Source organism: Vibrio anguillarum, from assembly GCF_001989995.2.
Taxonomy (GTDB): Bacteria; Pseudomonadota; Gammaproteobacteria; order Enterobacterales; family Vibrionaceae; genus Vibrio; species Vibrio anguillarum.
On sequence record NZ_JAHGUP010000024.1, the window covers coordinates 40,382 to 63,896 of the forward strand.

Genomic DNA, 23,515 nt, shown 5'->3' on the forward strand with positions numbered 1-23,515 from the left:
TAAAAAAGTGAGCTAAATCCAGATCACCGAGGCGTTAGCGGCTATTTAGTGAGCGTTATGTCCGTACTATAAGCCTTAGTCCCCCAAAGCGGTACGGTCGATAGGCTGTGCTTGAAGCTACCATCTGTTTCTTTGGTAGTATAAGACAAGTAGATCAGGGTTTGATTTTCTGCATCGTAGATACGTCTGACTTTCATTGACTTGAAGAAAATGCTTTTTGACTTCTTAAACACGATTTCGCCTGATTTGCTCTTATCAATTTTCGCAATCATCTCTGGCGTAATGTCACCAGTCTGACGACACGAGATTGAGCTATCACTTGGATCAGAAAGACTCAAATTAGCCTCAATTGAAGCAATATGGCACGTAACACCAGTCACAATATCATCACTTAGATTTTCGATTTTTACGTCTTTAAGCGTGAAAAATCCGAGCGATACATCGCCAACTTCATTGCTATCGCAGCCAACTAAACCAAAGCTAAGTATGAATGCGGTGGTGATGAGTTTCTTGTTCATGTCTATAATCCATTTATCCATCTTTCTGCACATGATAGCAGCATCAAAGGAGAATGATATAGGCTGTTATGTTGATGTTTTGGCCAGCATATCTGCAGTTTAGATGAGGATAATGTGAGTAATGGCTTGTCGCATATCGATCTGGTCAGTATCCTGCTTGCAACAATGAGAAGAAGAAGTAAATAACAATGATTAACCAACCTGACGTTGCCGCCATTAAAAACCAATGGCTATTTGACCAAGTGAATGTCGAATTTCCAACAGAAGAGAGCTTACAAGGTCGAGATCTCTACCAAAAAGCGGTTGTTCAACGCAGTTCTCGCCCTTTTATTGAGCTCACTGAGGAGCCTAACCTATCGTTGCTTGAAGAGGTTTATTTGGTTGATTTTCATCGGATGACAATATGGTTTGCTCTGTTGCAAGCAAGCTTATGGAGCGATAAAAACGATCAATCAAAAGTTATCGAATTCTTTACCCAAATCATTTATTCAGCACCTTGCGAGCTTTACTTAGGTTTTCAAAACGGGGAGCCTGTGGCTGCTGGTATCGTCACCTCCACTTCACATGAGATACTCATCTCTGACATCGTTACTCTGGATAAAAATGCATTTGGAGGTGAAGATGTATTCACGCGGTTGTTGCTCGCAAAATGGCGTGCTAATCATGAGTGCAATGGTAATGTTTTTATAGAACAGTAGATTGTCCTGATGAAATTGGTACTATAGCGCCTGGTTTGGTATTAATTTTAGCCTGCACGGAGAGCTATGTATGAATAAACAGCAAATAACATATTGGCTTAGTTGGACTGCTATGGTCTGTTATGCGCTGTTTTTGTCGTTTCCTGCTAAGTCAACTCGCTGGGAGCCTAAAAATATTCTTGTGCTGCATTCATACGAATCATCTTATCAATGGACATATGAATTTCAAAAGGGCATTGATGCTGTAGTTAAGAGCAGCAAAACACCGATTAAGCTCTCCATTGAATATCTTGATACAAAAAGAATTTATAGCCAAGAGTATCTTGAGGAGGCCAAAAAATACCTCCACGTTAAATATCGTGATTATCCATTCGATGCGGTTATTATTACCGATGACAATGCGTTAAAGTTCACTAAAGGGCTCTCAAGCCTATTTAAACCAGATACGCCTATGGTTGCGGTTGGCATCAACGACAAAAGTGCCACACTCGATGACATGACTAAGTACAATAAAATTATTTATGAATCTGAAGCTATTATAGAAAACTTCTATTTAATCAAATCATTACGTCCAAAACTCAAGAGAATCTATTATTTATCAGATCAAAGCCATACTTCGCAATTGATCCGAAAAAAAGTCGATGAAGTGCTGGCTACGGATCTTTTAAAAGGTATCGAGTTTATCGATATTAACTCCATCACTTTGGCTGAAGCAGAAAAGGTGCTATTCCAGATCTCCCCTGATGATGCGGTACTGCTATCGCACTTTAATACAGAGATAAATCAAGGTGTTTACCATACTTATCAAGAGATTTCCTACCGCCTAGCACAAGCTAGCGCTGCCCCCATTTTTGTACTGTGGGAGTTTTATATTCGTGATGGTATCGTTGGAGGGCATGTTAATCGTTCTGAGCAACTGGGAAAAGATATCTTGATGGCGTTAAACCAATTTGTATCATTAGATTTGGCCTCCGCAGTTGACATGCAAATCAGTAGTGCAAGAGCGGTTTTTGATTACCAAGCCATGCAGCGACATCAGATTGACATGAAAGCCTTGCCACAGGATGTGTTGGTTCTTAATCGTCCTCTCTCTTATTTTGAACAGCATTGGAAAGTGTTACTCGCGGCTAGCTTTATTATTCTCTGTTTACTGGTTGTGATTGTTATGCAAGGGGTGACCCTCAGACAAAAAAGAGAGCTTGGCGTCAAAAACCGTAAAATAGTGGTATTGCAAGAGCGTACATTAGCCGTACAGCGGGAAATGATTCATTTACTCGGAGAAGCAATAGAAACGCGCTCTGGTGAAACGGGTAATCATGTTAAGCGGGTAGCAAGGCTCTCTGCGCTGCTGGCTCGTTTGTGCGGGTTAACGCAGCGCGAGGTAGAAATGATCGAGATCATCAGCCCAATGCACGATGTGGGAAAAATTGCGATTCCAGAGTCGATTTTGGATAAGCCTGGAAAATTAACACCAGATGAGTGGGAAATTATGCAGACTCACACTACTGCTGGTTATAACATCCTCAATACAAGCGAAGGTGATATAACTAAATTAGCTGCGATTGTCGCGCATGAACACCATGAGCGTTGGGATGGTAAAGGTTATCCTAATCAGAAAAAAGGCACAGACATTCATATATTTGCTCGCATTACTGCGATAGCGGATGTGTTCGATGTTTTGCTAAGTGAGCGTTGTTATAAAGAAGCATGGCCGCTTGAGAATGTAGTAAGTTTATTTGAACGTGAAGGCGGTTTTCAGTTTGACCCTACTTTAGTCAATTTATTGCTTAATCATTTGGATGATTTTATCCAAATCCGTAATTTGTATCCCGATACGACAAGCTATTACCGAGCCGGCTAAATACCGCCCCATTGAGTATCAAAGAGTGATGTGGCTATAAGTTATGCATATCAACTCTTATCTTCGTTTCATTCTGTTAACTCAATCATTTTATACATTCACCTAGCGGTTAAAATTAAGCATTGGATGAAGGAAGTGTTTATGACTGAGAAAAAAATAAAATGTATTATTTTCGACTGTGAAGGTACTTTAGTTGATAGTGAGCGTTTGTGCTGCGAAGCGCTAGTCAATGTATTGAACCAACTAGGAGCCCACCTTACTTTTGCACAAGTGAGTAACCATTTTGAAGGTGGGAAGATTGCGGACATACTGTTTCAGGCACTTGAACATACGAACATTAACGCCGATCTTGATCTTTTAGAGAACCTTTATCGGGATAAAGTTAATGAGCTCTTCGAGCAATATCTTTCACCCATGGATGGTGCGATAGAACTACTTGAGTATTTACGCCAGCAGGGTATTGAATACTGTGTCACCTCTAATGCACCTAAAGAAAAAATATCATCAATTTTACAACGGAGCGGTTTGCTCCCTTTGTTTGAAGGACGCATTTTTTCAGCCTTTGATGCGAATAGCTGGAAGCCTGAACCTGATTTGATTCGTTATTGTGCGATGAATATGGGATTTCTTTTGCAAGAATGTATTTATGTGGATGATTCAGCAAAAGGGGTTGAAGCGGGTATCAATGCAGAGGTACCAACCGTTCAGCTAGCACCTCTTAACCCACAGGGTTTTTCTCAAGCGCCTAATGTCGTTGTTATCGACACATTACTCGAGCTTAAGCCATGGCTCAATGCACATTGTTGGCCAAGCAATGAATGTGTTTATGACTGATTAGCGCTGTGTGTACACCAATCATTTGCTGGACGCTTTGTAAGTGGTCGGTTTTAAAACCACATTGTGCGCAGATAAACTTTTCATTGTTTGTGGAAATAAAGTATTCGTCATGTTGACAAAGTGGACAGCAGTCTATTTTTTCAAGTGTTTTATTTATATTTTTCATAATCAATTCTCAGCAGCAAAAAGGGAGAGTCATGTTCTCCGTACTCACAGAATAAACACTAATCAAAACTTGCTCTCGGTAATATTTACCTTAGTTCCAAAAATTAGAGGCATTTCATACTTCACTGTAAGGAATGTTTGATTTTGGCCTAAACCATAATAGGCAAAGTGCCGTCATTGCCCCAAGGGTATCGCATAACATGTCTTTTTGTGCGTCCCAAATGTCGCCTTGTGAACCCAGAAAAGCGATTCCTTCATCACCACCCGCGATTGAGGCATACCACCATTCAATAATTTCGTAACCTGCTGCGATACTCATGATAGAGAAAAGCCCGAACAATGAGGCAATTAGCGGTTTACAGAGCTGCTTTCTAATTAAATATTCAGCGATAGGGTAGGCATAAAAGCCAATTGAGAAATGAGCGACGCGATCAAAATTATTACGAGATGATCCGATCAGTTCGTTGAACCAAGCAAACGGAACATCTGCAAATGTATATTTAGCCCCAATGGTATGCAAACTAAGCCACACAAACATCAGAATATAAGCCGTTGAGCTAAAGCGTAGTTTTGTTGAAGCCCAATAGACGAGTGCTAAGATCCCTAGCGCAGGGATGATTTCTGCTAACCAGACAGCACGAGAAACCGGCGCGATCGCTGAAAATAGAAAGAGTACACCGTAGATCGCCGTCAAAAATAAAAGCGTGCGTGAGAAGTTGAGAGACATGTTTTTTCCTATCACAAAATACCGATGGATAGTGCCACTATTTTGCACGATGTTCAATTTTGTTGAATTCTGTATCTTATAGACGTAGAAATTTGTGTTTGAGATGTGCGTATCTACCTTCGTTTTGTGATTGATTTTCGCATCGTCTTAGCAAAGAGATCAGCAAGGTGGAGAAGATCATGCAACAACTCGATCTTTCTCTTTTTATGTATTGATAGATAGTGCGTGTGATAAACGGACTCTAGTTCAAAAAGCCAAGATAATATGCGGTAAGAAACTCGACAAAAAAGCGATATTGGATTTGAATGAAGAGAGAACCTTAATGTGAACGTCGAGACTATGTCCCAAAGTAGGCCCGAAAGTATGTCTGAAAGCTTAGAACTTACCGCTCAGTTTCAATCTTACATGGAAAATCCGCTGCTTTGGCCAATGTTGGAGGTGTTGCGTAAACAGCCTTCCGGTTGGAAAGTCCATACGTTAGCGGCACATTTAAGTGAACAGGGATTCATGCCTGTACTTGATAGCGCACCTGAAAAAGACCTCTTTAAGCGTAATTTTTTGATCATGAACGCGCTCTATCAGCTTCAAGAGACGCTTTACCCTGAAAAGTGGTTACAAGTATCAGCAATGGACATTGTACTAATGCCTGCGCATCGTGCCGTTAATTGTGAAATCGACCCAGATGAACCATTGCGTGATTATTACACTCAGTGGAAAAATTATGAGGCTGATGAAGGAGAAGTGCGCCGCTTGTTGAACGAATTCTGGACTCGTTACCGTAAAGCAATGGGTGGAACGAGTAACCTTAATATGAATCGTCTTCAAGCATTGAGGTTGTTTAAATTACCAGCGGAAGCGACGCAAATTGAAATCCGAAAAACATGGCGCAAGTTGGCACTAAAGTGGCATCCAGATAGAGACAATGGCAATGCTGAAACATTTAGAGTGTTGTGTGAAGCATGGAATATTTTGCGGCAAAATAGTTAAAGTCCAAACCTTAAACTCTAGACAAGATGTTCGCCGAATAAGGTCAACTGGCACTGTAAGGCATACCTAAGCTAACTACCTGTAATGTACTAAAGCAATAAGGTACTGAGGTAAAAAAGAAGCGATCTCTCACTTCTTTTTGCTTTTGTTGTTGGGGAGTTAATCTTTACTGGTGGTTTTTAAATTGCGACTTGCGCATACGGTTCAACGCCGCCATCACATCAATGACACGTGGTTTCGCCAAGTCACCGTGGTTTGGCATATTTTGGTGCCATGTTCCTGCTAATAAAGCCATCATCTCTTTGCTTGGTTGCGCTGACCACCCCGGAGTCTGCGCAAACTGGAACCAAGTCCAGCCAATCGCATTGACTTCAGAAGGTGACTCCAATTGTTCTAACGCATTTAAATCGGTAAATTCTTTGCCAAAGCGAAGCGAATCAACGCCTTTGGCAGAGACTCGGAATTTACCATCAACCAGTAATTTTTGCAGCGCAGTGCGATTCACCGCGCGTTCTGGGAAAATAGCCAGTGGCGTTTCACATTCGTTGTGACGAGCAGTTGGGTGCTGTTTGATGACTTCTTTAGCTTTGTTAGTCACATCAACGGCGTGGTAGTCATGCATCTGGATGACAGTATCGGCGACATCTAAGTAATCACCGGACCCCCCCATAACAATCAGTGTTGAGATATCCAAATTATCGCGAAGTTGCCCGATACGATCAACCAATGGTGTAATGGGCTCATCACCTTTACTGACCAGCGCTTGCATACGCTCATCACGGATCATGAAGTTGGTGGCGGAAGTATCTTCATCAATCAGTAATGTACTAGCGCCAGATTCAATGGATTCTTGTAACCACGATGCTTGCGATGTTGAACCGGACGCATCTTGAGTGCTGAAATCGGAGGTTTCTTTACCCATAGGTAGGTGATTGATGTAGTTGGACAAATTTAAATTATGTACGCAACGGCCATCTTCAGCGCGAATTTTCATGGCTTGATGATCCGTAACAATTCGCTCACGGCCATCACCGGGAATATGGTTGTAAATTGAACGCTCAATCGCCGTTAACAAAGTCGATTTACCGTGAAAACCACCGCCGACGATAAGGGTTATACCTTTGGGGATGCCGAGTCCTTTAATTTTTCCTTGGTTTGGTGTCTCAAGCTCAACTTCTAGCGATGTGGGGGCTTGGAAAGTAACAGCGTCTTTCATCGGCAGATCACAGTTACCTGCCAAGCGAGGTAATACGCTGCCATTAGCCACAAAAGCAACCAGATTGTGCTGTACCAGTTGTGCACGCATTACTTCTTGATCTTCGATCACAGCGCAATGCTCAAGTAGGGCATCTTTATCCAGTTCACGTTCAATGGTGGCCCGGCGAATGAATTTTGGCAGGTAGAAGGTGATGATGTTGAGCGCTTTCTTGGCCAGAATGTCACGACCTTCAGCGGGTAAATTGATGCGAAAACGAAGCTCAATACCATGCTCCGTAAAGAGAACAGCGGTACTATCAAGCACCGTTTGGCCCGTCAATGCGATGGCAATATGGTTCTCTTGCTTAGCAAACTCCGCAAAACTACGAGCGATAAAATCTCTTGCAGCCATTTGATAAGCAGGTGATTTCTCTTTTAACCATTCCAGACCGGTCAGAGACCATGCTCGAGTAGCGCGAAAGCGAGATGCAGAAGCGTAAGGGTCCGCTTGGATATGATCGATATGCAAGGTGAAATCACCAAATTCGTATTGACCTTTGATCTGCTGATAGGCGCGGTAGTTCTGTTTTTCTAGCTTTTTGAGAATTGATGTTAATAAATCCATCTCGATATCGCTCGTTTGGAAAGGAAAGGCGGCGATTATAGGAACCGCCACACTGAGAGTAAAGACATGATAAGGGATTCCTTTATCCTACAAAACCTTTGTCTCGATAGGGTGTGCATAATTTTGGTTCAGTAGCCCAGCCTCAAACTCGTCACAAGGCATCGGTTTACCATAGAAATAGCCTTGGCCAAACTCACACCCTTCACTGATGATAAAGTCTTCTTGGCTTTGATTTTCAATCCCTTCGAGGATCACTTTCAGCTTTAATTTTTTGGCAACGTGAATGATTGAGCGAACAATTTCTTTATCTTCCTCACTTTGATCCAATTGATGTACAAAGCTTTTATCTATTTTTATGCAATCGAAGGGAAATTTTTTCAAATAGCTGAAAGAGGCGTAGCCCGTGCCGAAATCATCAAGTGACAACGTCACGCCGAGTTGGTGTAGAATTCGCAGTGTGTTGCGAGCCACCACTTCATCCGCAATCAAACAGCTTTCTGTTACTTCCAACTCTAAGTACCGAGCTGGAAGTTGGTAGGTGTTCAGTAGCTCACGAACTTGGTCTGCGAATTGGGCATTCTTTAATTGGACGGCTGAAACGTTAATGGCCATTTTGAAATTATCGACCTGTTTTGCCCATTGGCTCGTTTTTTCGATGGCCGATCGCAGGACAAAGTTACCCACTTCAAAAATCAGTCCATTTTGTTCGGCCATGTGAATTAAGGTTTCATTGGATATATCGCCCAATACGGGATGCCGCCAACGTAGTAGCGCTTCTGCCCCCGTCCAGCGATGAGTGGTTGGAGAGACCTTAGGTTGAAAATAGAGCATGAGCTCATCGTTGCGCACTGCTCGTAATAAGTAGCTTTCTAATTGGTTGATTTGCCGGAGTGAGTCACTGAACACTTGCGAGTGATAGCAAAACTTATGACCGGAATCTTTGCAAGAGACCATGGCAGCAGAAGCTTGTTTGAGCAGTTCTATAGCATTGTCAGTGTCTAAACTCGTTGCAATACCAATATAGGAATGAAGATGAACATTATGGTCATCGAGCTTAAATTCAGAATGACCGATTTCGACCAATTTATGGCACAACTTTTCCAAGTGACGCGCTAATAGTTTTGTTTTGACGATCAAGACTAAATCTGTCGACGTGGGTCGAGCGGTCAATATTTCAATTTTATCGCAGCGGCCTAGTCGCTCACGATATCGAGCGATGACTTGATCCCATGCTCGGTAGCCAAAGTGAGATTGAATATGACGAGCATTAGTGAAACCAATATGAATGGCGGCAACTTCGGTGTGCTGCTTTGTTGCTTGTAAAAGGCTATTTTTGAGCTCCAGTTCAAGTGCGTTGCGATTTAAAAAACCTGTGCTGATGTCATGCCACTTTTGATATTGAATCTGTTGTTCTGCGGCGCGGCGTTTATCGATTTCTTGCGTGAGCGAGTAGTTGAGATCAGCAAGATCTTGTGTTCGGTTATCGACGCGAAGCTGAAGCTCATCATTGAGCTGCTGAAGTCTTACCTGTTGGTATAAGGTGGTGAGCTGGGATTCAATGGTATCGCGAAAACTTTCCAGTAACTGCCGATAGGTGGGGCTAAAATGGTTCTCCTTGCTATCGAGTACGCAAATGGTGCCAAACATATCACCATTCGGCCACTTTAATGGGATGCCACAATAGGCAATCATGCCCAGTGGTACATCTGGATTATGCATCCATTTTTTATCGGCTAAAGCATTCGGGACCAATAGTTCCTGCTGTGTTTGCATCACAGTTTCACAGTACAGACCTTGTCCTAAGGGTTCTTTATGTCCGGTTTGATAGGGGTTGTCGACGTTGGTATTTTTACAGAATATTTCGAGTTTTTGCTGGCTAGCACGCATGATCAATGCGCTCGGGACGTTTAAAATTTCAGCGAGTAAATTCACAATGCGTTGCCATCCATCCATCATTGAAGAGGGGATGAGCATCTCATGTGTCTTTATTTTCGACATATTATCAAATTCCTTTGGACGACAAAGCTTAAAAAAGCCGAGCATTCATTGCTCTAGACTGACGATGACAAGATCCGCTCCTATGACCATAGTATGGTATTAAGAATAAGAACGCGCCGCCAATGTAACAAAAAAAAACCCCAATAAAATATTGGGGCATTGAGATAGTTAGCTGTGTCTCGTAAATGATACGGAAGGAGTTAATCGGCTTGCTTGATATAATGGTCGATATTAATTTCTTGAGCATAATCAACACAGTCAAAGTCGAAGCCATTGAGCTGCATGAATTCTCGCTTAAAGCCCTTATAGTCACCTAGTTGCTTAAAGTTGTACTGATCCATTTTCTCCAGTAAATCGGCCACTTTTTGCTGAGTATCTGGGTTGAGCTCCCAATCATCCATACGGATCAGTCGTTCGCCATCAACGGGTACTTTGCCTTTGCTAGAGAGTTTTTCGCTAAACAGACGCTGCATCTGCTCGATACATCCTTCGTGCGTCTCTTTTTCTTTCATCACCTTATACAATGCGACAATGTAAGGGCTTAAATTGGGAATGAACACGCTCGCCTTCGTGACTAAAGCTTTACAAACAGTCGCATAAGCCCCGCCGCCATAGTTAGACAATTTTAGGTTGAGAGAGTGGCTGGTTTGGTGCAAATCAATTTTGGCGCGCCCCAGTGTACCGTCAAGATAAATGGGGTGAGTAATCTGAGGGCCGATGTATGAAAAAGCAATGGTTTTACACCCTTGTGCAATCGATTCAGTGTTGATCAGCGTATCTATCCAGTTTTCCCAATCCTCGCCACCCATTACTTTCAGTGTACTTTCGATCTCTTCGTCATTTGCAGGGGCAATGGTGGTTTCTACCCACGTATCGTTTTCTAGTAATATCGTCGCACCAGAAACGGCCTCACCAATCGGTTTGATGGCGGAGCGCCAATACTGATCTGAATTGGGTTTTGGTCTCATGCCGCTGGCGATACTGTAAATGACTAAATCGACTTCCCCTTCAAAATAGGTCTCTATCGCTTCAATCACTTGCTCGCGTACTGATGATGAAAAAACATCCCCATCGATATTGACGGCGACTCGACCCGCTTGCTCGGCCTGTTGTTTAAAAAAGAGATTGTTGTACCAACCAGCACTACCAACCCCTTTTTCTGATGGCGTTTTTTCAAAGGAAACGCCAATCGTATCGGCTTCTGAACCACCAAAGGTTAGGGCAATGCGGGCGGCGAGCCCAAAGCCTGACGATGCGCCTAAAATGAGAACTCGTTTTGGCCCGTGAGTGATCGGTCTGCAAGATTTTACGTAATTAATCTGTTGTAACACAGCTTGTTCGCATCCGAGTGGATGAGCAGAGCGAGCGACCACACCTTTGATCACAGGTTCAATGTGCATAGTTTGTACCTTTGCGGTTAGGGGAATGGTCTAAAAAATATCGTAAAACTAGGTAAAGTTCATTGAGCTGAGGCATTAAAATCAGAGATGCTCTGCTAAATGTTGCGCAACAAAATTGGCGATCCACGGCTGAGCGTCGACCGTCGGATGTAAGCCATCAGCCATCATCCACTCTGGTTTAATGATCACTTGCTCTAAGAAAAAGGGCAGTAACGGCACAGTGTGTTGGAGGCTAAGCTCAGAATAGAGGCTATAAAAGGCATCGCTGTAGCGTTTGCCATAGTTTGGTGGAATGCGAATCTGCATCAAAAGAGGGGTTGAGCCTGCTTTTTTTATTTGGCCAATGATGGCGGTTAAATTGCTGCTGATCAATTGAGATGGAAAGCCACGCAATCCGTCGTTCGCACCAAGCTCAATAAGCACCGCATCAGGGGTATGTAGGGTGAGTAGTGACGGTAAGCGGGCTAGGCCATTGCCCGTTGTATCGCCAGAAATACTGGCATTAATGACATCAATGTCTGATTTACCTTCAGCTTGCAACGCATTAGGTAGCAAGCTAGGCCAAGCGTTTTCAATCGGCATTTGGTAACCAGCGCTTAAACTATCACCCAATATCAAGAGTGTGGTACTACTAGCGCTAGCCGAGAATAATAAAATACAAATCAAGGAAAGAAGTCGAGTCATGCAAACATCCGTTATTAGAGCACATTCATTATCTAAAACAGTCTCTACCAATCAAGAGCATTTAACAATCCTAAAAGAGGTAAACCTAGAGATCAAAAGTGGTGAAAGCGTGGCGATAGTCGGAACGTCTGGTGCGGGGAAATCAACCCTGATGACGCTGTTGGCTGGGCTTGATACGCCGACACGCGGAGAGGTAGAGCTATTGGGCCAGCCATTATCTCAACTGGACGATGAAGGACGCGCGGCGATCCGCAGTCAATCGGTTGGCTTTGTGTTTCAAAGCTTTTTGCTGATCCCAAGCTTGTCTGCGTTAGAGAACGTGACGCTACCTTGTTTGTTAAAAGGTGAAAAAGAGGATGTAGATCGTGCTAAATCCTTGTTGACGGCCGTTGGTTTATCGCATCGAATGCATCACTCTCCTGCACAACTTTCAGGGGGCGAGCAGCAACGAGTCGCGCTAGCAAGAGCCTTTATGATCAATCCGAAAGTGCTGTTTGCCGATGAGCCTACTGGCAACCTTGATCAAGAAACCGCGGCAAAAGTGGTTTCATTATTGTTTGAATTAAATAAGCAGCACGGAACGACCTTAGTGCTGGTTACCCATGATCCCGCTCTTGCGGCTCAATGTGATCGTATTTTCCACATGCAAGCTGGTATGTTGGAGGAGCGGTAATGAGCGAGATGTCGAGCCGTTCACTCAATAAACGATTAATTCGCTGGAGCTTAGGTGAAATCCGCCACGGACAGTTGTGGCCTATTTCAGTGGCGCTAACCTTGATCATTGCTTGTATTTTTGCGCTGACTGCCTTAGCTGAGCGTATGGAGCAAGTGATTGTTAAACAAGGTAAAGACGCACTCACTGCCGATAGTGTGTTTGTTTCCGCAAACCCACCCCCAGCGTCATTGCTCGATCAGATCGAGCGCTTGCAACTGCCGTCTTCACAACTTACGCGTTACGCGACAATGGCATTCAGTGAGCGCGGTATGCAGTTAGTCACTGTCAAAGCAGTGGATAGTGCTTATCCGCTACGCGGTGAAATGCGTCTTTCTGATGATGTGACGACATTTCAGCACCTTGCGCCGAATCAACTGTGGTTAGATGAACGAGTGTTTGCGCAATTAGACGTTCAAATTGGTGATCAGGTCACACTGGGCGATGCTGACTTTACGGTCTCGGGACGCATCCTTGAGGAGCCGGGACTCAGCTTTAATCCGTTTCAACAGATGCCAGCGGTGTTGATCCACCAAGACGATGTGGCTCGTACTGGTGCACTTCAATTGGGAAGCCGGGTGCAATTTAGCGTGTTCATTAATGGTGATGATGGACAGATTGAAGCAGTAAAACAGCTCGTTACTTTAACGCCTAGCGATCGTTGGCGCGACCGAAATAGCGCCAGCCGAACGAATGAGGTTTTTGAACGCACAGAGCAATATTTGTCGTTAACCGTAGCGATTGTGATCATCATGGCGGCAACCACATTAGTCCTGACTTGTCAGCACTATGTTTCTACGCGGCAAAAAACCATCGCCATGTTAAAAAGCCTTGGAGCGAGCAAACGTTGGATCCGCCAATGGTTGATCGTACAAGTGGTGATTTTGTTTGTTTCTGCTGCGGTGCTTGGGGTATTGATCGGCATTGGCCTAGAGTCTTTATTACGCGTGCCGCTAGTGGATTTATTGCCTACGCCTTTACCGAGTTATGGCGCTAAACCCGCTTTTATTGCGCTGATGGCGAGTGTATTGATCGCTTTTCCTGCACTCGGCATTCCTCTATTGCATTTGCTAGATACAAGTGCGCTCAATGTCATGCAAACAGAGCGAGCGAAACCGAATCATCGCCGTAATGGGTTGCTCATCTTGATTCCGTTAGTACCGATGCTGTGGGTTTATTGGAATAACCTCTTAGTGTGGATTGTGTTGGCTGGGATCGTGACGCTTTTTGCGGTGCTTGCTGTGGTCAGTGTTTTGGTGGCTCGTAGTTTAGGACGTCTTCCGCTCTCTACCGCGCTTAAATTAGCGCTCAGCCGAATCAATCGTTCGGCAATCACGACCGGAGTCCAGTTCGGCGCGTTAGGACTATCGTTAATGTTATTGGCGATCATCTGGTTAGTGCGTACCGATTTACTCTCTGATTGGCAGCGAACCTTACCCAGCGATGCTCATAACGCATTTGCACTCAACATTTCACCAAATGAAGTTAATGATTACCTTAACACGTTAGACAGCGCCAACATTGTGCGTTCGCAAGCCTATCCGATCATCCGAGGGCGTTTATCGACTATTAATGGCATAGAAGCCAAGCAACAAGCTCAAGGTGAAGAGGGGAGCGATGCGTTGAGGCGAGAGCTTAATTTCACTTGGGGAGAATCGCTACCCAGCAACAACCAACTGACGGCAGGAACGTGGACAGAGCAAGGTGGCGTTTCGGTTGAATCCGACGTTGCTCGTGGTTTGGGGCTAAAACTGGGTGATAGTTTAGGCTTTGTGATCAATAGCCAAACCGTGGAAGCGAAAGTAAATTCCATTCGCCAAGTCGAGTGGCGAGAAATGAAGCCTAACTTCTATTTCATTTTTACCCCAGACCTATTACAGGAGATCCCTGCCACGTGGCTGGTGAGTTTCAGAGCGCAAGATCAAGATAACGCCTTGCTTGCCACCCTTGCTCGCACTTACCCTACGGTCAGTTTGATGGATATCCGGGCAATGGGCGATAAGATTCAAACTTTGCTGACGCAAATTATCTGGTCAGTGACAGTGCTGGCTGCAATGGGCGTGATTGCTGGTATTTTACTGATTTTTACCCTGTTGCGTTTAAGTTTAAGCCAGAGGCAACAAGAAATTCGCTTATACCGCACTTTAGGGGCCAGCAAGCGCCGCGTTGAGCAGACTATTTGGGCTGAATACGGTTTGATGGCGCTCATTGCCGGTGTTGTCGCAAGCCTTGGCTCTGACGCGGTGGTGGCCAGCGTCATGAAGTTCGGTTTTGAACTAGAACCTATGGCGCATTACAGCATGTGGTTGGTGCTACCCTTGGCGACGTTTTGCACATTATCGCTGGTCGTGAGTAGTTTAATTAAGCGGCTGTTAACCCCTATAAATAAAGAGTTTAACTAGCGATATCCATAATCCCAGACTGAGTTATCCACAAAAACAGTGGATAAAGTTTGGGATAACTCGACGGCTTGATAACGGCCTATTTGCGCTTAGCCCCGTAGTTACCTTGGGTTGCGCAGTTTTGTTATTCACAAGGTTGAAAAAACGTCGTTTTGGCTTTATTGAGTCAAGCAATTTTTTAAGTTATTTGTCGATTATGCGTATTGCTTGTTAGTCGTAAAACAGATAAGACCACGTGAAAAATGTGATTTTAATAACGCTTTACAAGCTTTAGAATGCATCCGGGTTTTCCAGAGTACTCGTATCTTATGTCATATAAAAAGTTCAATACAGATTCTCCATATGTCGCAATTATTGGTGGGGGTGTGGCTGGTGCCACTGCCGCCGTTCATATGGGAGAACTGGGGCTCAATGTGCTGCTTTTGGAAAAAAGCGCCGGTCTCGTTAATGGGCCGCCGATTTGCCATCTGCACGCGGGCGGTAACCTCTATCGCGAAATTTCGCAGCAGCAGTGTCTTGAGTTACTTAAGCAGTCGATTGAAACCGTCAGGCTCTACCCCCACACGCTGAATAAGCGACCTACTGTGATTGCTGTTCCGCATAGTGATGGCGGTGAGCCGCAAGCCTTATTACCAAGGCTAGAGCTTATTCAGCGCAGCTATCAACAATTGGTTGATGAAGACCCACGTAATCAGCAGCTTGGTCAACCCCAAGAGTATTTCAAACTCTACAGCCGTGAAGCACTGCAGGTATTAGCAACTCAGCAACAGAGTGATCAACCGACATCATTCGATGATTGGGTGATCCCTTTTGCTCAACATGCAGATTTAAATCAGTTGAAGTACCCAGTCATTGCGGTGCAAGAATACGGTTGGAGTGTTTTTCGGCTGGCGGCCAGTACTGAGCTTGCGTTAGCGGCGATGCCTCATTGCCAAGTTTTAACGCACGCTCAATTAATCAAATCTGATTTTATTGATGAGCAATGGCAGCTCGTTTATCTGGATGCTCAAAAGCATGAACACGTTATTCATGTCGATTATTTAGTCAATGCATGTGGTTATGAAACGGGAATAGTCGATGATTTGGCTAAGGCTCCGCGTCAACGCTTGGTGGAATTTAAAGCGGCCTACGTTACCCGTTGGGCAGAATGCGACCAGCAATGGCCAGAAGTGATTTTTCACGGGCCAAGAGGCACCCCACAAGGAATGGCTCAGCTAACACCGTATGCTGATGGTCTATTTCAGTTGCATGGTATGACCGAGGGAATCACGTTATTTAAAGATGGGTTAGTGGCCTCGCAAGCTGGATCATCACAGCCCGTATTGCCTGATTATCTCGAACGCAAAATTAAGAACGGCTGGCAACAGGACGCACTACAAGAGCGCAGTGAACGAGCCATACACCACATGAGTCAGTTCATCCCACAGTATATTCAAGCACAAGTAGCTGGTAAGCCACTGTTTGGTGCGCAGCAAATTCCCGGTCAAGATGCCACATTACGAGCCGCTGATGTTACGTTTGAAGCTCATAATTATGCGCGAATCGAAGTGGTCAAAGGTTCATCCGCGTTGGAAGCGGCAACTAAAATTGTTCAGCATTGGCAGTTAGTGAACGATGAAGACTTGCTACAATCGATAGAAGCTCGTCACCCAATCAGCATGAGTTTGGCTCTTGAGCAGGTGGAAGAGAAAGCCATCGCGTTAGCTAAGGCACGCGCTTATCCTGAAGAATTGGCAAAAATTGTCGGTATGGTTTGATTGGTGACACCTTGCGGTTTTCTAAAGGAGCAAGGTGATAGTTGTTAGTAGCCGAAATAACGCGCCCATTGGCACCAAACCTCTTGCAGGCCTTGTATATCACCTTTGACAAAACGTATTTTCTGTCCCGGTTTTGCTTGTGCCAAACGGGGCAGATCAATGCGAGCCACACACCCTAATTTAGGGTAACCGCCGATGGTTTGGCGATCGTTGAGTAAAATGATCGGTTGGCCATCTGGCGGGATTTGAATCGCGCCCAAAGCAATTCCTTCCGATAAAATAGGTGTCGCGGGTGGGGTAACCGTATCGCCATTAAGACGATAGCCCATGCGATCGGCATGCTGACTGACAGTGAAGCTGGTTTGATAAAAGCGATCGAGTTGCTGCGATGAAAATTGCAGGGCTTGGTAGCCTTCAATGACGCGTAATTTAAGTGGCAGATTATAATCAGGCTTATAACGAAAAGTGATGTGTACGGGTTTGTTATCGATAGCGTGGGGATTAAAGTACAGTGAATCGCCCGCTTGCAGTGGTACGCCGTTTTGCGTTAACCCACCAAGCTGTTCTTTGGGTACGGTGGCAACACTACCTAAATGGTGAGGCACAATGAACCCTCCGCGCACGGCCAAATAAGCTCTTAAGCCATTTTTGGCTAGGCCAAATTTCAGTGTTTGCCCGGCTTGCGCGCTAAAGCTTTGCCAATTACCAATAACTTTGCCATCTAACGTGGCCGATAAATCACCACCTGCAATGGCCAGCATACATGGATGTTTAACATGAAATTCCGCCTGACCAAGCGTGATTTCAAGCGTTGCTAAATTGACTCGGTTACCCAGTAAATGGTTGGCCCAACTGTAGGCGTAATCATCGACTGGTCCTGATTGAGTAATACCGATATGACTGAGACCAAAGCGACCAAAATCTTGAATTAAGCTCAGTTGACCGGGTTTTATCACCTGTAGTATGGGGCTCATGAATGGTGCTCCCACTGCGCGGCTAATTGAGGTATTTCACCTCCTAATGATAAAAATTCCTCGCGAGTCATCGCTGTAAACTTCACTTTAGTTCCAATCGAAAAAGGCGTCATTGGTGTTTGATGAGGAGAAAAGAGCGCATGGGGGCAATTGGCGATGATATTCCATCCTCCGGGAGAGTTGTTCGGATAGACGGTCGTTTGCTGTTCTGCAATCGCGACGCTGCCTTTGGCCACACTAAGGCGTGGGGTGGCATGGCGCGGTAAGCGTAATTGTTCATCTACTTCAGCCATAAAGGCAAAGCCTGGTGCAAAACCGACGGCACAAACGGTGTAGACCGTTTGAGTGTGCAGCGCGATAACTTGTTGCGTGGATAAACCAAGCGCATGGTAGCGCTTTAAATCTGGGCCGACACTTTCATCGTAGTAAGCGCCAAGCTCAACCAAATTGTGGGTGGCTTCCACAGCTAAAGATAAGGCCGAGATCGCTGTGATCAATTGCTGCTCTAGCTCCCTTTGACTTATACGATAAGGAAGGTAATCGATCAAAATGGTAGTGTAAGAAGGGGTGACATTCATCAGGTAAGCAGAAAACTGCACCATGATCTGTTGCGCAATTTGTCCGATATCGAGTGAGAGATCGGCCGATGGCGAATGGTTAAAACGCAGTAAGAGACTGCATTCCGCAACGGGTTCAATGCTGTAGTTCAATGGCACTTAACACTCCTTGTGATGACGTTGTAGCCGCTAGGAGATACACGTGTAATGGTTCAATGCTCTCGTAGACAAATTCGGATTTTCTCTATCAGTTCAATCGCCGCCGGGTTATCGCCATGCACGCAAATCGTATCGGCTTCGATGGGGATCACAAAGCCATCCGAACTGGTCACTTTTCCGTAATCAACCAGTTGTTTAATTTGATTGATGATCGCCTCTTCATTAGTCAGCACTGCATTGGCTTGGCCTCTTGGAGTGAGCATACCATTAGCGAGATAAGTCCGGTCGGCAAAGGCTTCAAACAGCAATGGCACGTCATAAATATCGGCGATATCAAGGTAATCTTGGTTATTGCCTGAAGCTAAGATCATCAAGGGCACATTGAAGCAAGAAACTGCATCGACCACTGCGCGAAAGACAGATTTGTCACGCATCATATCGTTATATAAAGCCCCATGAGGTTTAACGTAGCTTATCTCGGCATTTTTGCTCTCACATAATGCCTTGAGTGCGCCAATCTGGTAAATCAGTAACTCGCATATCTCTTCTTCGTTAAAACTCATTGAACGGCGACCAAAACCTTGCAAATCGGGGTAACCCGGGTGAGCGCCAATCATTACATCAAATTGAATCGCCAGCTCAATCGTTCGGCTCATCACGTGTGGGTCAGAGGCATGAAAGCCACACGCAATATTGGCCATGTCAATCCAAGGCATCACCAACTCATCAGCGTCCATTTGCCATGCACCGAAGCTCTCGCCCATGTCACAATTGAGAGTGATTGTTCTTTTTGTCACGGGTTGCATCATCCTTGAGTGTCCATGTTGAGTAACTTGCCGTAATCAAAAGCAATATACAATGATCCGATTCATTGTTTGGCGATAAGTATGGGCCGAAAGAGAGCGAATTGGCCTGATAGACAAACATTAAAGCAGATTGATTTATAAGTGAAGTTTAGGTTGAAAGTCGTTAAACTTGCACAACCAATGTCAGAAGGTAAAAACAATGAAAGTATTAGTGACAGGCGGGATGGGGTATATCGGTAGCCATACCTGCATTCAAATGATCCACGCCGGTATGACACCCGTAATTTTTGACAACTTATACAATAGTAAAGCATCGGTTTTAGAGCGCATCGAAAAAGTGTCCGGTGTGAAGCCGCTGTTCGTCCATGGTGATGTACGCAACCAAGCACAACTGGTTGAAGTGATGAAAGCGCAAAATATTCAAGCGGTGATCCATTTCGCAGGCTTAAAAGCAGTCGGTGAGTCAGTAGAAAAGCCATTGGAATATTACGATAACAATGTGAATGGCACATTGGTACTGGTGGCGGCCATGCGTGAAGCTGGCGTGAAGGCACTTGTTTTTAGTTCATCTGCAACCGTATACGGTGACCCAGCCTCAGTGCCTATTACCGAAGATTTCCCAACCAGCGCGACCAACCCTTATGGCCGTAGTAAGTTAATGGTTGAAGAGTGCTTGGCCGATTTCCATAAAGCCAACCCAGATTGGAGCATTACACTGCTGCGCTATTTTAACCCTGTAGGTTCACATCCATCAGGCGAGTTAGGTGAAGATCCACAAGGCATTCCGAACAACCTAATGCCTTTTGTCTCGCAAGTGGCCGTGGGTCGAAGAGCATTTCTCTCTGTTTTTGGCAGTGATTACCCAACTAAAGACGGCACAGGGGTTCGCGATTATATTCACGTAATGGACCTAGCCGATGGTCATATTGCTGCGCTGGAAAAAGTAGGCCAACAAGCAGGCTTGCACATTTATAACCTAGGCACAGGAAATGGCTACAGTGTACTAGAGATGGTGAAAGCGTTTGAACAAGCGTCAGGTAAAAGCGTGCCGTACCAATTGGTTGAACGCCGCGCTGGTGATATTGCGGAGTGTTGGGCAGATCCAAGCAAAGCGATGGCGGATCTAGGTTGGAAAGCGACTCGCAGCCTAGAAGCGATGACACAAGATACGTGGCGTTGGCAGTCAAATAATCCACAAGGTTATCCTGAGTCTTAAGCTCTTGCTTCAACTTCTCTGCGATGAATGAAATAAATAGCCAGTCAAATGACTGGCTATTTTGATCTGACTTGATTACTCAAGCAATCCAATGATCAGTTGGTCCGATAACGGCTTAAAATTTCACCAAGGTTGCGCGAAGCGTTTGCAAGGCTAGCGACACCTTGCGATGAGGTTTGCGCAACACTGCGAATCGCATTGGATTGTGTACGAATATCGCTCAGCTCAGCAGCAATATCATTAGCAACGGCGCTTTGCTCTTCGGCTGAAGTTGAAATTTGAATACTCATGTCATTGATCATTTTTGCTGATTCAGCAATTTGATTGACGTTATTGCCGATGTTAGCGACTAAATCACTACTGGTTTGAGCTTGACTAACCGTTTGCTCAGTAATGTGTGCGATATCTTGACTTTCGGTTTGCAGCTTCTCAATCATGGATTGAATTTCAACAGTAGCCGCTTGCGTGCGGCTAGCTAAGGTGCGAACTTCATCAGCTACCACGGCAAAACCGCGCCCTTGTTCACCAGCACGTGCCGCTTCTATTGCAGCGTTCAGTGCCAATAAGTTCGTCTGTTGCGAAATGGCATTGATGGTGGTGATCACATCATTAATCTGCGCTGTATTTTCATTCAATGTAGACACCGAATGAGAGGCTTGTTCAATGAACTTTGACAACTGGGAAATTTCATTAATCGCTTGCTGAACTAGTTGTGAGCTCTCTTCCGCTTGTTTTGAATCTTGATCGGCTTGCTGATTGGCTTGTTGGGAAATTGTGGAGACTTCTTGCGCCGAGGCCGTCATCTCTTCCATGGCCGTGGCGACGGAATCCAATGAAGCGTATTGGCTACTGATTTGTTGCTCGCTCTCTTTCATCTCATGGGCAAAAGAGCTGGATGTCTCACCGAGAGTGGTGGCGTTTTGTTTTACTGAAACTACCAGTTCGGTCAAGATGTCCATGGCGTTATCGAGCGCGCAGCCGATGGTACCAAACTCATCTCGACCGGGATGAAAACCTAATCGTGAAGTTAAATCACCTTTTGAAATTTTCAAGGTTGTTGTGTATAGCACCCACAATGCACCGCCAATAAAAGTAGCGACCCAATAGAGGAAAATAGCAAAAGGGATTGCCCACAAATAGCTCAACAGAAAAGTCGAGAGTGCCGATCGCTGAGCGTCTTTTTCAAGATAAGAGAGATTCTCTGTCAGCGCGTAAACTTTGCCATCGCTGTGTTTTGCTGTGGCGGTAATCACCCCTTTTTGATAACTAGTTGCGGCTAAAGAATGGCGAGTTTCAACCGCTGAAAGGGTTTGTGGATCTGCGCCGCTGGCAAGCAGACCTTGCAGTTTGTACTCAACGGCCAACTTCGATTGCGCTTCGATCTGGGCCAGTGAATCAACATAGCGATTTCCTGCGACAAAGCTTAAAGCGGTGAGGAATAAAGCGAAGATCACCCACATCTTGTCATTAATTGACATTTTAATGAACACGCGGTCAATCGTCCTGAACTGAACTTCTTTCATTGCTGCTCCGATATGCAAAAAAGTAATAGTAAATTTTATAAATATACTAAGGCTAAATGTGTGTGTTCGTGCAGAATTTTATGAAATGAATGTTGACTTAAATATCAAGATTGAGACTTTGATCTTATTTTAGGTTAAAAAAGTGGGGAGAGTAATATTACTCTCCCCACTTTTAACTTTAATTGATTAACCCAGAGCGGGTAGTACACCAAGGCTAATAAAGATTTGCGAAGTGACGATCATCAAACCAATGGTTGCTGTCATGGTCAGAGCCAGTTTGCCGCCTCTGACTTGATATTGTGTTCCACCCTGCAGTTGGAATACTTGGTTTGAACGCACTTTAATCACCATCACAATCGGTAAGAATATGGCCAAAATAGTCAACGCAATAGCCGCGTAACCGAGCGCCATAATAAAGCCTTGAGGGTAAAATAGCGCAAAGACTAATGGTGGCAGATAGGTGATGACGGAGGCAGCCATACGGTGCAATGGAATGTTCTTTTTCTTAATCGTATCGCCCATGAATTCAAACAAGCCCAAGCTTACGCCTAAGAATGACGTCAAAAGTGCAAGGTCGGCAAACACGCCAGTAATGCTGCTTAAATTGGATTGATGAACGGTTTGCCCTAATGTCACAATTAGCGCACTCAGGCCGGAATTCTCAACCAGCTGAGGTTGGCTAACGACACCTAACGTGACGATCTGCCAAAAAATGTAAATAATCAACGGGATAGCAGAACCAATTAAGATGGCTTTGCGCAGCGAAGGGGTGTCGCCATCTAAGTAATTCACAATCGCCGGAATACTGCCATGGAAACCGAATGAGGTGAAAATGACGGGAATTGCAGCAACGATTAAGCCTTGCTCAAGTGGCATACTAAGCAAGTATGACTGAGAAACATTAGGTGCAAGAAATGAGAGCACTATAATCATCGCGACCATTTTACCGGCAAACAGCAGGCGGTTCACTTTATCAACCGTGCTGGTGCCGATCGTCACCACAAGTGCAACCAGTAAAGTAAAAAGCAAGGTGCCTAGCGGATTGCTGATCTCAATGCCAGCAAACTCTGTCAGGCGATGAGTGAATTGTGCGCCGCCACCGGCAATGTAAGCTGCACAAAGCGAATAGAACAAAAATAGCATAGCAAAGCTCGCTACCCACTTTCCTTTTTGCCCTAAGATCTGTTTAGCCAATGTATGTAAGGTGGCGTCTTTGTCTGCATATTGATGGATTTCAACCATTAACAATGCAGTGAAAGCCATTAATGCCCAGAGGGCGATCATAATCAGTAATGATGTGCCAAAGCCGATACCTGCAGAAGCGAGCGGTAGAGCTAGCATGCCTGCACCGATAGTGGTCCCTGCGATGATCAAAGTACTGCCGAAAATCTTTGATTGAGTCATGGTGTAAAGTTCTTTATACGTTATGTTGTGTTTCAGGGAGTGATATATATGAATACAACGGGGTGTTGACCATTAATCCACTCATTTTGGGCTATATTGTAGAACTTCGGATTCATTTTCAACAGCTTTGTAAAAATAAAAATCCATGAGTGTATTTTTTTGTTTACATGGCAAGGTGGCGGCTAAATAAGAGTGGTCGAAATCGTTTCGCTGTGATAGATATTGTGGTGATGATTAATTTGACTATTCGCTTTCAAAAAACTGTCATATAAATCATTTAAAAAGGATCTTGCGACGTGATAATCCCG

The 23,515-nt window shown here is 44.7% G+C and carries 20 protein-coding genes; 8 read left to right on the plus strand and 12 right to left on the minus strand.

Annotated features, from left to right (window positions below; all coding sequences use genetic code 11):
• Window positions 1-41: 41 nt before the first annotated feature.
• The gene (locus PL85_RS05890; protein ID WP_026028212.1) at window positions 42-518 is read right to left on the minus strand and encodes a CreA family protein; all 477 of its coding nucleotides are present in this window, start codon (window positions 516-518) and stop codon (window positions 42-44) included.
• A gap of 188 nt (window positions 519-706) precedes the next feature.
• Between PL85_RS05890 and PL85_RS05895 the strand changes: the two genes are divergently transcribed.
• The 3 genes from PL85_RS05895 to PL85_RS05905 all read left to right on the plus strand — a co-directional run bounded on the left by PL85_RS05895 (window position 707) and on the right by PL85_RS05905 (window position 3,911).
• On the plus strand, window positions 707-1,216 hold the full coding sequence (locus PL85_RS05895; protein ID WP_013867962.1) for a hypothetical protein: 510 nt from the start codon (window positions 707-709) through the stop codon (window positions 1,214-1,216).
• 70 nt (window positions 1,217-1,286) lie between these two features.
• Window positions 1,287-3,077 carry an HD domain-containing phosphohydrolase gene (locus PL85_RS05900; RefSeq protein WP_115340264.1) on the plus strand — a complete coding sequence of 597 codons (1,791 nt, stop codon included), beginning with the start codon at window positions 1,287-1,289 and terminating at the stop codon, window positions 3,075-3,077.
• A 141-nt stretch (window positions 3,078-3,218) separates the two neighbouring features.
• Window positions 3,219-3,911, plus strand: coding sequence for an HAD family hydrolase (locus PL85_RS05905; RefSeq protein ID WP_172859073.1), 693 nt, complete (start codon window positions 3,219-3,221; stop codon window positions 3,909-3,911).
• Here the strand turns inward: PL85_RS05905 and PL85_RS19020 are convergent.
• Together PL85_RS19020 and PL85_RS05910 are read right to left on the minus strand one after the other, a co-directional pair.
• A complete protein-coding gene (locus PL85_RS19020) occupies window positions 3,868-4,080 on the minus strand; it encodes a hypothetical protein (RefSeq protein ID WP_010318303.1) in 213 nt (70 codons plus the stop codon). The two genes, PL85_RS05905 and PL85_RS19020, sit on opposite strands and share 44 nt — an antisense overlap.
• Window positions 4,081-4,194: 114 nt before the next feature.
• On the minus strand, window positions 4,195-4,863 hold the full coding sequence (locus PL85_RS05910; protein ID WP_064626276.1) for a DUF2238 domain-containing protein: 669 nt from the start codon (window positions 4,861-4,863) through the stop codon (window positions 4,195-4,197).
• Window positions 4,864-5,169: 306 nt separating this feature from the next.
• Between PL85_RS05910 and PL85_RS05915 the strand changes: the two genes are divergently transcribed.
• On the plus strand, window positions 5,170-5,793 hold the full coding sequence (locus tag PL85_RS05915) for a DNA-J related domain-containing protein (RefSeq protein ID WP_174223880.1): 624 nt from the start codon (window positions 5,170-5,172) through the stop codon (window positions 5,791-5,793).
• A gap of 166 nt (window positions 5,794-5,959) precedes the next feature.
• On the opposite strand, the gene PL85_RS05920 is transcribed toward PL85_RS05915, so the two are convergent.
• The 4 genes from PL85_RS05920 to tesA form a co-directional block, all read right to left on the minus strand.
• On the minus strand, window positions 5,960-7,615 hold the full coding sequence (locus tag PL85_RS05920; RefSeq protein WP_115340350.1) for an ABC-ATPase domain-containing protein: 1,656 nt from the start codon (window positions 7,613-7,615) through the stop codon (window positions 5,960-5,962).
• 87 nt (window positions 7,616-7,702) lie between these two features.
• Window positions 7,703-9,613: a sensor domain-containing phosphodiesterase gene (locus PL85_RS05925; protein WP_115340349.1), complete on the minus strand. Its 1,911-nt coding sequence runs from the start codon at window positions 9,611-9,613 to the stop codon at window positions 7,703-7,705.
• Between the two features lie 200 nt (window positions 9,614-9,813).
• Window positions 9,814-11,013 (minus strand): enoyl-ACP reductase FabV, encoded by a 1,200-nt coding sequence (fabV, locus tag PL85_RS05930; RefSeq protein ID WP_115340262.1) that lies wholly within the window; start codon window positions 11,011-11,013, stop codon window positions 9,814-9,816.
• Window positions 11,014-11,094: 81 nt separating this feature from the next.
• A complete protein-coding gene (gene tesA / locus PL85_RS05935; protein ID WP_064626273.1) occupies window positions 11,095-11,697 on the minus strand; it encodes a multifunctional acyl-CoA thioesterase I/protease I/lysophospholipase L1 in 603 nt (200 codons plus the stop codon).
• On the opposite strand from tesA, the gene PL85_RS05940 reads away from it, so the two are divergent.
• From PL85_RS05940 to PL85_RS05950, 3 genes are all read left to right on the plus strand, one after another.
• Entirely contained in the window at window positions 11,696-12,370 is a 675-nt protein-coding gene (locus tag PL85_RS05940) for an ABC transporter ATP-binding protein (protein ID WP_013867953.1), read from the plus strand. The two genes, tesA and PL85_RS05940, sit on opposite strands and share 2 nt — an antisense overlap.
• Window positions 12,370-14,811 (plus strand): ABC transporter permease, encoded by a 2,442-nt coding sequence (locus PL85_RS05945; protein WP_115340261.1) that lies wholly within the window; start codon window positions 12,370-12,372, stop codon window positions 14,809-14,811. Before PL85_RS05940 ends, PL85_RS05945 begins: the two co-directional genes overlap by 1 nt.
• A gap of 275 nt (window positions 14,812-15,086) precedes the next feature.
• On the plus strand, window positions 15,087-16,568 hold the full coding sequence (locus PL85_RS05950; RefSeq protein WP_115340260.1) for an FAD-dependent oxidoreductase: 1,482 nt from the start codon (window positions 15,087-15,089) through the stop codon (window positions 16,566-16,568).
• A 44-nt stretch (window positions 16,569-16,612) separates the two neighbouring features.
• On the opposite strand, the gene PL85_RS05955 is transcribed toward PL85_RS05950, so the two are convergent.
• Genes PL85_RS05955 through PL85_RS05965 form a run of 3 tightly spaced genes read right to left on the minus strand, consistent with a single transcriptional unit; the run spans window position 16,613 to window position 19,055 of the window.
• Window positions 16,613-17,542 carry a 5-oxoprolinase subunit C family protein gene (locus PL85_RS05955; RefSeq protein ID WP_174223878.1) on the minus strand — a complete coding sequence of 310 codons (930 nt, stop codon included), beginning with the start codon at window positions 17,540-17,542 and terminating at the stop codon, window positions 16,613-16,615.
• On the minus strand, window positions 17,539-18,258 hold the full coding sequence (locus PL85_RS05960; protein WP_115340258.1) for a 5-oxoprolinase subunit B family protein: 720 nt from the start codon (window positions 18,256-18,258) through the stop codon (window positions 17,539-17,541). Before PL85_RS05960 ends, PL85_RS05955 begins: the two co-directional genes overlap by 4 nt.
• A 53-nt stretch (window positions 18,259-18,311) precedes the next feature.
• On the minus strand, window positions 18,312-19,055 hold the full coding sequence (locus PL85_RS05965) for a 5-oxoprolinase subunit PxpA (RefSeq protein WP_115340348.1): 744 nt from the start codon (window positions 19,053-19,055) through the stop codon (window positions 18,312-18,314).
• A 208-nt stretch (window positions 19,056-19,263) separates the two neighbouring features.
• Here PL85_RS05965 and galE point away from each other — a divergent pair, with 208 nt between their 5' ends.
• Window positions 19,264-20,280, plus strand: a complete 1,017-nt coding sequence (gene galE, locus PL85_RS05970) for a UDP-glucose 4-epimerase GalE (protein ID WP_029189705.1) — start codon at window positions 19,264-19,266, stop codon at window positions 20,278-20,280.
• 95 nt (window positions 20,281-20,375) lie between these two features.
• Here the strand turns inward: galE and PL85_RS05975 are convergent, their stop codons facing one another.
• Both PL85_RS05975 and PL85_RS05980 read right to left on the minus strand, forming a co-directional pair.
• Window positions 20,376-21,803 carry a methyl-accepting chemotaxis protein gene (locus tag PL85_RS05975; RefSeq protein ID WP_174223877.1) on the minus strand — a complete coding sequence of 476 codons (1,428 nt, stop codon included), beginning with the start codon at window positions 21,801-21,803 and terminating at the stop codon, window positions 20,376-20,378.
• Window positions 21,804-21,989: 186 nt separating this feature from the next.
• A complete protein-coding gene (locus tag PL85_RS05980) occupies window positions 21,990-23,207 on the minus strand; it encodes an aromatic amino acid transport family protein (protein WP_115340256.1) in 1,218 nt (405 codons plus the stop codon).
• Window positions 23,208-23,515 lie beyond the last annotated feature (308 nt).